This window comes from Pseudonocardia sp. KRD291 (assembly GCF_019263595.1).
Taxonomy (GTDB): Bacteria; Actinomycetota; Actinomycetes; order Mycobacteriales; family Pseudonocardiaceae; genus Pseudonocardia.
Window position 1 is genome coordinate 1 of sequence record NZ_JADQDD010000236.1, and the last position, 10058, is coordinate 10058.

A 10058-nucleotide genomic window follows, 5' to 3' on the forward strand; every position below is an offset into this window, starting at 1 on the left:
ACTCCGGTGTCGCGCCAGCCAGCCCGCACGCCGGCGTCGGGACGGCGAGGCGGGCCAGGCGCAGGCGGTCGAACCCGAGCCGGTCGGCCAGGTCGTAGCCCAGGCGGGCCAGGTCACCGATCACCGGTTCGACGGCCGGCGCGGTGCCGGGCAGGAACCCCAGCATCATCGGGATGCCCGCGTCCCACGTCTCCCCGATCGCGTCCAGCGCGGCCGGGAGGGCGGTGTCGCCGGCGAAGGCGGGGCGGGTCGCGTCGATGCCGATCGCGGCGGCACCGGTCGTGGCGAGCATCCGGATCGGCGGCCGGTCCGCGCAGCAGTGCACGACGACGGGGGCCCCGATCTGCCCGATCATCTCGCGCAGGGTGTCCGCCGCGTCCTGGGACCGGATCGAGCGGACCGTCCCGTACCCGGACGCCGTCGGCAGCGACCCCGCGATCACGGCCGGCAGCGACGGCTCGTCGAGCTGCACCAGGACCCGCGCCCCGGTCCGTTCGGCGACCTCCGCGACGTGCCCGCGCAGACCCTCGGTGAGGCTGGCGGCGAACTCGGCGACCGCGCCGCGGTCGGTCAGCACGCGGTGCCCGGAGGCCACCTCGACCGACGCGGCGAGCGTCCACGGCCCGACGGCCGCGACCTTCACCCAGGACGGGCGGATCCGGTCGCAGGCGTCTCCGAACGCGTCCAGGTCGGCCTGCAGCATGTCGGTGGCACGCCGGTGGTCGCGGCCCGGACGGGCGGTCACCCGCCAGCCGGTCGGGACCACCTCGGCGGCGATGTCGACCAGCAGGCCGAGCGTGCGCCCGATCATGTCGGCGCCGACCCCGCGGTCCGGCAGCTCGGGCAGGGCCGGCATCTGCGGCGTCTCCCCGGTCACGACCGCGGACGCCTCGACCGGGTCGGTGCCCGGCAGCGAGCCGACGCCGGTGCCGATGCCCTCGGGCCAGAGCTCGACCGGCTCGACCGTCTCGGGTGTGGAGTCGACGACCTCGATCCGGGGCGCCGGGGGCAGTGTCTCGCCGGGGCGCACGTCGCCCAGCCCGGCGGCGGCGAGCGCGGCGGCCAGTGGATCCTCGGATGTCACCGCGCCTGTCTAACACCGCGCCCGCGGCGTCGCGACGGCGCCTCGGCGTCACGAGCGGGACGACCGGCGCGCGGGTCATGCCCCCGCGGCCGGCGCAACGCGCGCGGTTCGGTGCTCCCGCGCGCGTCACGGCACGCGCGAGGCCCTGTTCCGCGCGCGGTTCGCCGCCGGGGCGAGCCGTCCATGGGAGGTGGCGGGTCAGGCGGTGGCGGCGATGGTGGCGGAGCCGAGGACGACGTCGCCACCGGGGTCCGGGCGGTAGAACGCCACCGCCTGCCCGGGGGCCACCCCGCGCAGCGGCTCGGACAGCGCCACCCGCAGTCCGCCGTCCTCGGCCGGGACGACCTCGCAGGGTGCGACACCGCCGTGCGCGCGGACCTGCGCGACCGCGGAGAACGGACCGTCCGGAGCGGTGCCGGAGCTCCACACCGGGGTCCGGGCCTCGATCGTCGAGACGTCCAGGGCCGCGTCCGAGCCGACCCGCACGGTCCCGCTGACCGGTTCGATGCCGAGCACGTAGCGCGGCCGCCCGTCGGAGGCAGGCCGGTCGATGCCCAGGCCCTTGCGCTGCCCGACGGTGAACCCGTGCACACCGGCGTGCGTGCCGAGCACCTCACCGGACTCGTCGACGATCTCCCCGGGCCGCTCGCCGAGACGCTCGGCGAGGAAGCCCTGCGTGTCACCGGTGGGGATGAAGCAGATGTCGTGGCTGTCCGGCTTGCCCGCCACCCGCAGGCCCAGCGCGGCGGCCTCGGAGCGGATCTGCGGCTTGGCCGTGTCGCCGATCGGGAACATCGCGTGCCGCAGCTGGTCCGAGCGCAGCACCGCCAGGACGTAGGACTGGTCCTTGTCCGGGTCCGCGGAGCGGCGCAGCACCGGTCCGTCCGGCGCGTCCGGGGTCAGGCGCGCGTAGTGCCCGGTGCACACCGCGTCGAAGCCCAGCGCCAGCGCCCGGTCCAGCACCGCCGCGAACTTGATCTTCTCGTTGCAGCGCAGGCACGGGTTCGGGGTCTCCCCCGCGGCGTAGGCGGAGACGAAGTCGTCCACCACGTCGCGGGCGAACTGCTCGGACAGGTCCCACACGTAGTACGGGATCTCGAGCATGTCGGCGGCGCGGGCGGCGTCGGCGGCGTCCTCGCGCGAGCAGCAGCCCCGCGACCCGGAGCGCAGCGCGTCGCGGGTGCGGGCCAGCGCCAGGTGCACGCCGACGACCTCGTGCCCGGCGGCCACCGCGCGCGCCGCGGCCACGGCCGAGTCGACACCGCCGCTCATCGCGGCCAGGACGCGCATCAGGCCGTCATCGCGGGCGTCCGGCCGCCGGCACGACGGGCACGCTCGACGACCGATCCGATCGCGTCGGCCACGGCGCGGACGTCCTCGGTGGAGCTGGTGTGCCCGAGCGAGAAGCGCAGGGAGCCACGGGCCGACGCCTCGTCGGCCCCCATCGCGAGCAGGACGTGGCTGGGCTGCGCGACGCCCGCCGTGCAGGCCGAGCCGGTCGAGCAGTCGACGCCGTTCGCGTCGAGCAGCATCAGCAGGCTGTCGCCCTCGCAGCCGGGGAACGACAGGTGGGCGTTGCCGGGCAGGCGCCCCGGGCCGCCGTCCACGACGGAGGTCGGGCTGTCGCCGTTCAGCTGCGCGTCCGGGACCACGGCGGTGATCTCGCGGATCAGCTCGTCGCGCAGCCCCGCCAGCTGCGCCCGTCGCCGCGGCGCGTCGGCGACCGCCAGCTCGACGGCGGTGGCCAGCCCGACCAGCGACGGGACGTCCAGGGTGCCGGAGCGCACGTCACGCTCCTGCCCGCCGCCGTGCAGCAGCGGGGTGCACTCGATGTCGCGCCCGAGCAGCAGCGCGCCCGCCCCGTAGGGCCCGCCCAGCTTGTGCCCGGTCAGGGTCAGGGCGTCCGCACCGGACGCGGCGAAGTCGACGTCGAGGATGCCGACGGCCTGGACCGCGTCGGTGTGCAGCGGGATCGCGTACCGGTGGCAGACCTCGGCCAGCTCGCGGATCGGGTTGACGGTCCCGACCTCGTTGTTCGCCCACATCACCGAGACCACGGCGACCTTCTCCGGCGCCTCCTCGATCGCGGCGCGCAGCGTCTCCGGGCGCACCCGGCCGACCGGGTCGACCTCGAGCAGCCGCAGGTCGGCGCGCTCGTGGGAGGCCAGCCACTGCGCGGCGTCGAGCACGGCGTGATGCTCGACGGCCGAGACCAGCACCCGGGTACGGCGCGGGTCGGCGCCGCGGCGGGCCCAGAACAGGCCCTTGAGCGCCAGGTTGTCGCTCTCGGTCCCGCCGGTGGTGAACAGCACCTCGGAGGGGCGGGCGCCGACCGACGCGGCGATCCGCTCGCGGCCCTCCTCCACGTCACGGCGGGCGCGGCGACCCGCCGAGTGCAGGGACGACGCATTGCCGGTGCGCAGCAGCGCGTCGCTCATCGCGGCGACGGCGGCAGGCAACATCGGTGTGGTCGCCGCGTGGTCCAGGTACGTCATCACCCGTCAGGATAATCGCCGTACGCCGGGGCGTCCCGGCGTATCCACCCCGTTCGCGCCACACCGACGTCCGAGGCCCCTGCGACCTGGACCGGATGCGCTCCGGGAAGTGCTCACACCGCCCGGACAGCGGCCTGGGCGCGGCGTGCGAGCGCGCGGCGGTCGCCGGTGGGCTCGATCACCGGCGAGACGGTCACCGCGCACACCACCGACGGCATCCGCAGCACCCGCAACAGCGAGTCGCCGAGGGTCTGGTCCCCGACGAACGACGCCGCCGTCGTCGGGCGCCCGTCCGCGGTACGCAGGGCGACCGCCACCGGACGGACCGGGACGCCGGCGTCGATCGCCGCCTGGAACGGGGCGCGGCGGAACTCACCCGACGCGGCACCGCACCAGGTCGTCGCCTCCGGGAACACCCCGATCAGCGCGCCGTCGCGCAGTGCGGCCGCCGCGTCGTCGACGACGCCCGGGAGCCGGCTCAGTCCCTCCCGGTCGACGAACAGCGTGCCCACCCGCGCGGCCAGCGTGCCGATCACCGGCCACTGCTCGACCTCGCTCTTGGCCAGCATCCGGACCGGCGTCACCGACCCGAGCGCCAGCACGTCGATCCAGGACAGGTGGTTGGCCACGACCAGCGCGCCGCGACCGTCGCCGGGGCGCAGCGAGCGCGCGGCGCCGGAGACCTCCAGCCGCACGCCCGCGGCCCGCAGCGTGCGCCGCAGCACCGCACGCAGGAGCCGGTCGCGCCCGATCGGACGCAGCAGCGGCAGGAAGGGCCCGGCCAGGACGAAGCAGGACACCACCGCCGCCAGCGCGCACAGCCGCCGCGCGGCGCGCAGCCACCCGCCCCGCGGACGGGCCGGCAGGCACTCGGCGCCGCACGGCGACCACGGCGCCCACGGCCCGCCCGGACGCTCCCGGGCCGGCAGCACACCGGGGTGGGTGGGGTGCTCGACGAGGTCGACGACGGCCGGCATCGGCCGGGTCCGTGGCGCGACCGGAGGAGCCCCCACCGGCACGTCGGCCCGGTCGACGACCACCTCGGACATGTCGGTGGTCATGCCTGCGCCTCGCCACCCAGGAAGAACCGCAGGTAGCGGTCGTCGATGTGGTCCAGGCCGAGCAGGACGAAGAAGTCGGCGACGTCGAAGTCGGCGTCGTACGCCGGCGCCCCGCACACCCAGGCGCCCAGGCGCACGTACCCGCGCAGCAGCGGTGGCAGGGCGGTCGTGCGGTGCCGCGGGGCGGAGTGGACGTCCCACGGGATGCGCGGGGTGACCCGGTACTGCTCCGGCGCCATGTGGTCGGCCAGCACCTTGTCCCAAACACCCGCCGCGGCCGTGCCGCCGTCGACCAGCGGGACGCTCGCGCATCCGACCAGCCAGCGGTTGCCGGTCAGCAGCATGTAGCGGGCGATGCCCGCCCAGACCAGACCGACCACGGAGCCGGCCCGGTGGTCCGGATGCACGCAGGAGCGCCCGGCCTCCACGAGCTGCCCGCGCAGCGGGTCGAGGCGGCCGAGCCGGAACTCCTCGTCCGAGTAGAGGCCCCCGGTCTCGGTCGCGCGGTGCGGCGGCAGCATCCGGTAGGTCCCGACGATCTCTCCGGTCGCGTCCTCGCGGACCACCAGGTGGTCGCAGAAGGCGTCGAAGCGGTCGACGTCGAGGCCCTCGACGGGGCTGTCGAGGCGGGCACCGAGCTCACCGGCGAACACGGAGTGCCGCAGTGCCTGGGCGGCGGCGACGTCGTCGGCGTCGGTGGTCAGGAGCAGGGAGTAGCGGGTGGCCGCGGCCTCCGGCGTTCGGACGATGACCTGAGATTCCGTCACGGGGGTATGGGTACCGGGCCCGGGAGTCGGCGGGACGGGTCCGCGACGACACCCGGATGGCCCAACGGTGAACGGCTCCGGACATCACCCGCCCCGGCGACGACCGGGCCGCGCGAACGTGAACGGCGCCCCCACACGCGACGACGCCCGGGTGCGTGGTGCACCCGGGCGTCGTCGAGATCGCGGGAAAGGGCTCAGCTCTTGCGCTTGGCCACTTCCTCCTGCAGCTGCGGCGCGACCTTGAACAGGTCGCCCACGATGCCGTAGTCGGCGATCTCGAAGATCGGCGCCTCGTCGTCCTTGTTGACGGCGATGATCGTCTTCGAGGTCTGCATGCCGGCGCGGTGCTGGATCGCACCGGAGATGCCGAGCGCGATGTAGAGCTGCGGCGACACCGTCTTGCCGGTCTGCCCGACCTGGAACTGCGGCGGGTAGTAGCCGGAGTCGACCGCGGCACGCGACGCGCCGACGGCCGCGCCGAGCGAGTCGGCCAGGCCCTCGATGACGCCGAAGTCGTCGGCCGAGCCGACGCCGCGGCCACCGGAGACGACCACGGTCGCCTCGGTCAGCTCCGGACGGTCGCCCGCCTCGATCGGCTCCCGCGAGGTGACGGTCGCCTGCGGCGACGACGCGGCCGGGACCTCGACGGTCTCCTGCGCGCCGGCACCGGCGGTCTCGGCGATGTCGATCGAACCCGGGCGCACGGTGATCACCGGGTGCTCGGTGTTCGCCTTCGCCTCGGCGGTGTAGGCGCCGCCGAAGACCGAGTGCGACACCGAGTCCGCGGCCACGCCGACGACGTCGCCGAGCAGCCCGGAGTTCGTCCGGACCGCGACGCGGCCGGCGATCTCCTTGCCGTCGGCCGAGGCGCTGATCAGCACCGCGGCCGGCGAGGCCGATCCGATCAGCGACTCGAGCACCGTCACCTCGGGGGTGAGGAAGTCGGTGGAGCCGGTCTCCGCGACGTAGATCTTCTCCGCGCCGTGCGCGGTGAGCCCGTCGGCCAGCTTCGCCGCGGCACCCGACGCGCCGACGACGACCGCGGACGGCTCGCCCAGCGTGCGCGCCGCGGTCAGCAGCTCGTAGGTGGTCTTCTTGATCTCGCCCTCGACGTGGTCGACGAGGACCAGGACCTCAGCCATGTTCGCTTCTCCCTCAGTCTCTGGTTTTCGTTCTCGTCGTCTCGGGTCAGATCAGCTTCTGGCCGACCAGGTACTCGGCGATCTTCGCGCCGCCGTCGCCCTCGTCGGTGACCTTCTCGCCGGCCTGCTTCGGCGGCTTCGGGGCGGCGCTCGTCACGCTGGTGAGCGCGTGGGCCAGGCCGACCTCGGACGGGTCGATCCCGGCACCGGCCAGATCCAGGGTGCTCACCGGCTTCTTCTTGGCCGCCATGATCCCCTTGAACGAGGGGTAACGCGGCTCGTTGGCCTTCTCGCCGATCGACACCACCGCCGGCAGCTCGGCCGACAGCCGCGTCACGCCGTCGTCGGTCTCGCGCTTGGCGGTGACGGTGGAACCGGAGACCTCGAGCTCGACCACGTGGGTCAGCGACGGGACGCCCAGCACGTCGGCGATCATCGCCGGGACGGCGCCGATCTGGCCGTCGCTGGCCTGCTCACCGGCGACGATCAGGTTCCAGCCATCGACGGTGCCGATCGCCTTGCTCAGCGCCTTCGCGGTCTGCACCGCGCACGAGCCGTGGAGGGCCTCGTCGGAGAGGTGCACCGCGGAGTCCGCGCCCATCGACAGGGCCTTGCGGATCGCGTCGGTGGCCCGGTCCGGTCCCATCGACACCACGACGACCTCGGAGTCGTCGTGGGCCTCCTTGAGCAACAGCGCCGCCTCGACCGCACGCTCGTTGATCTCGTCGATCACGGCTTCGGTGCCTTCACGGTCCAGCGTCTGGTCGGAGTCGGAGAGCTTGCGCTCGGAGTAGGTGTCGGGCACCTGCTTGATCAGTGCGACGATCTTCATCGGACCTCTTCGACCTCCTGCCGCGACGGCCTGCCTCACGCACGCCGCCTAGTTCTTCTCCGGCCGGCGCGGGGCGCCGACCGTGCCCGGCTCTCCGGGAAGGACGCCGATCTGCCCGGGTGGGCACTCGGCGCCGGTACCTTCTCGCATCACCGCGGGACGGTCGTGTCGACCGCGGGGGTCCGTCGGGCCGGTCGCGGCGATGCGTGACGTCTTCTTCGGCGACGACTCTGCCAGTCGCGGATGCGTTCCGGCATGTCGGGCCGTGTGATCCCGATTGTTACCGACGAGTAGCCTGCCCGCAACGTCGCCCCGGGTGACCCGTCTCACCTGCGCGCACTGCCCGTGTGCCACCGGATGGTGCAACGCCGCCGCTGTGCCGTCGGCCACGTGCGCCCGACCTCACGGGCCACGGCCGGGGCCCCGCCCCGGCACCTTCGCTACGGTCGGCGTCGTCGATGGGTGTCGGCGAACGGGAGGCTCCAGCGTGCAGGTGACCGGGTTCGACGACCGTCTCGGTTCGGGCTATGTCCTGAGCACCGGATCCCACGCCGAGGAGGCGGTCCCGGGCAGCCGGGTGGTCAGCCACGGCGGTCGCACCGTGCGGGTCACCGACGGACTGGCCGGCATGCTGGAGGACGCGCTGGCGCACCGCCCGGTCACCCCGATGGGCTGGTCCGGTCCGGAGGTCCCGCTCACCCTCGACGACCCGGTGATCCTGGCCTGGCTGCGACACGTCGTCGGCGGGGTGGTCAGCGTCAGCGACGGGCCGGTCTGACGGCACCCGACGCCGGGTTCCTCCCGGGCGGACCCGGTGCTACCGACGGGTAGGGTCCAGCCCGGTCGAGGCGAGGAGGGCGTGGTGGACGTGGCGGGCTCGCTGGAGGGCCACCGGGAGACCCTGGTGGATCCGCTACCGCTGACCGGCGAGCGGACCGTGCCCGGCATCGCGGAAGAGAACTACTGGTTCCGCCGCCACGAGGTCGTCTACGCCGCGATCGCCGCGGACTGCTCGGGGGCGGTCGTGCTGGAGGCCGGCTGCGGTGAGGGCTACGGCGCGGACCTGCTGGCCGGGACCGCCCGCCGGGTGCTCGCCCTCGACTACGACGCGCCGACCGCCGCGCACGTCGCCCGCCGCTACCCGCGGGTCGGGCTCGCGCGGGCGAACCTGGTCGCGCTGCCGGTGGCCACCGGGTCGGTCGACGTCCTGGTCTCGCTGCAGGTGATCGAGCACCTGTGGGAGCAGGAGCGGTTCCTGCGCGAGTGCCTCCGGGTGCTGCGACCGGGCGGGCGGCTGCTGGTCTCGACGCCGAACCGGATCACGTTCTCCCCCGGGCGCGACACCCCGCTCAACCCGTTCCACACCCGCGAGCTCGACCCGGACGAGCTGGCCGGGCTCGTCGCCGACGCCGGTTTCGACGACGTGTCGGTGCGCGGGCTCTCGCACGGACCGCACCTGCGGGCACTCGACGAGAAGTACCGGGGCTCGTTCGTCGACGCCCAGCTCGTCGTCGCGGTGTCCGGCGACCCGTGGCCGCGCGAGCTGCGCGAGGACGTCACGGGGGTGCGGGCGGGCGACTTCGTGCTGCACCACGACGACCTGGCCGAGAGCCTGGACCTCCTGGTCGCGGCCCGCCGCCCGTGACCGCGCCCTCGCCCGTCCCGGCCGCACCGGGCGACCCCCGGCACCCGGTCGGGACGTTCTGCCTGGTCCTGCACTCGCACCTGCCGTTGCTCGCCCACCACGGGCGGTGGCCGGTCGGCGAGGAGTGGCTCTACCAGTCCTGGGCGCACGCCTACCTCCCGGTGACGGCGATGCTGCGCCGCCTCGCCGCCGAGGGCCGCCGCGACCTGCTCACGCTCGGAGTGACGCCGGTGCTCGCCGCGCAGCTCGACGACCCGCACTGCCTGCGCGGGGTGCACGACTGGCTCGGCGGCTGGACGCTGCGCGCGCACTCGGCGGCGACCCGGCTGCCCGACCTGGCCGCGCACGAGCACCGCGTGGCCCAGGCTTCCACCGACGAGTTCGAGCGGCACTGGCGCCACGGCGGGTCCCCGGTCCTGCGCGCGCTGTCCGACTCCGGCGCCGTCGAGCTGCTCGGCGGCCCGGCCGCGCACCCGTTCGCGCCGCTGCTCGACCCGCGGGTGCGCCGGTTCTCCCTCGAGACCGGTATGGCCGACCACGCGCTGCGGCTGGGGTCGGCGCCGTCCGGGATCTGGGCGCCGGAGTGCGGCTACGCGCCCGGGATGGAGCGCGGGTACGCCGACGCCGGCGTCTCCCGGTTCCTGGTCGACGGACCGGCGCTGCGCGGGCGCACCGGGCTGGCCCGCCCGGTCGGCGACTCCGACGTGCTCTGCGTCGGCCGCGACCTCGAGGTCACCTACCGGGTGTGGTCGCCGCGCAAGGGCTATCCGGGCTCGGCCGAGTACCGCGACTTCCACACCTGGGACTACTCCTCCGGGCTCAAGCCGTCGCGGGTGACCGGCCGCCGGGTCCCGGCCGAGCGCAAACGCCCCTACGACCCGGTCGCGGCCGAGGCAGCCGTGGCGCGCGATGCGCGGGACTTCGTCGGCACCGTGGTGCGCCGCCTGCGCGGGCTGCGCGAGGACCTGGGCCGGCCCGGGCTGACCGTCGCCGCGTTCGACACCGAGCTGTTCGGGCACTGGTGGCACGAGG

Annotated in this window: 9 protein-coding genes and 1 pseudogene; 3 read left to right on the forward strand and 7 right to left on the reverse strand. The window is 74.8% G+C overall.

Features of this window, described 5'->3' with window-relative positions; all coding sequences use genetic code 11:
• From I4I78_RS24910 to I4I78_RS24940, 7 genes are all read right to left on the reverse strand, one after another.
• Positions 1–1084 (reverse strand): methionine synthase (locus I4I78_RS24910; RefSeq protein WP_218613921.1); only part of this gene is annotated, 1084 nt, incomplete at its 3' end.
• A gap of 198 nt (positions 1085–1282) precedes the next feature.
• The gene (gene mnmA / locus I4I78_RS24915; RefSeq protein ID WP_218613922.1) at positions 1283–2374 is read right to left on the reverse strand and encodes a tRNA 2-thiouridine(34) synthase MnmA; all 1092 of its coding nucleotides are present in this window, start codon (positions 2372–2374) and stop codon (positions 1283–1285) included.
• Complete coding sequence (locus I4I78_RS24920) at positions 2374–3579, reverse strand: cysteine desulfurase family protein (RefSeq protein ID WP_218613923.1); 1206 nt, start codon at positions 3577–3579, stop codon at positions 2374–2376. The genes mnmA and I4I78_RS24920 overlap by 1 nt, the downstream gene beginning before the upstream one ends.
• A 113-nt stretch (positions 3580–3692) precedes the next feature.
• A complete protein-coding gene (locus I4I78_RS24925) occupies positions 3693–4640 on the reverse strand; it encodes a 1-acyl-sn-glycerol-3-phosphate acyltransferase (RefSeq protein ID WP_218613924.1) in 948 nt (315 codons plus the stop codon).
• Entirely contained in the window at positions 4637–5407 is a 771-nt protein-coding gene (locus I4I78_RS24930) for a GNAT family N-acyltransferase (protein ID WP_218613925.1), read from the reverse strand. The genes I4I78_RS24925 and I4I78_RS24930 overlap by 4 nt, the downstream gene beginning before the upstream one ends.
• 194 nt (positions 5408–5601) lie before the next feature.
• Positions 5602–6549, reverse strand: coding sequence for an electron transfer flavoprotein subunit alpha/FixB family protein (locus tag I4I78_RS24935; protein WP_218613926.1), 948 nt, complete (start codon positions 6547–6549; stop codon positions 5602–5604).
• Between the two features lie 46 nt (positions 6550–6595).
• On the reverse strand, positions 6596–7381 hold the full coding sequence (locus I4I78_RS24940; protein ID WP_218613927.1) for an electron transfer flavoprotein subunit beta/FixA family protein: 786 nt from the start codon (positions 7379–7381) through the stop codon (positions 6596–6598).
• Between the two features lie 487 nt (positions 7382–7868).
• Here I4I78_RS24940 and I4I78_RS24945 point away from each other — a divergent pair, with 487 nt between their 5' ends.
• From I4I78_RS24945 to I4I78_RS24955, 3 genes and pseudogenes are all read left to right on the forward strand, one after another.
• Positions 7869–8159 (forward strand): hypothetical protein, encoded by a 291-nt coding sequence (locus tag I4I78_RS24945; protein ID WP_218613928.1) that lies wholly within the window; start codon positions 7869–7871, stop codon positions 8157–8159.
• An 84-nt stretch (positions 8160–8243) separates the two neighbouring features.
• A complete protein-coding gene (locus I4I78_RS24950; protein WP_308252339.1) occupies positions 8244–9026 on the forward strand; it encodes a class I SAM-dependent methyltransferase in 783 nt (260 codons plus the stop codon).
• Positions 9023–10058, forward strand: a pseudogene (locus I4I78_RS24955) (1,4-alpha-glucan branching protein); the annotation flags it as partial. The gene I4I78_RS24950 and the pseudogene I4I78_RS24955, both read left to right, overlap by 4 nt.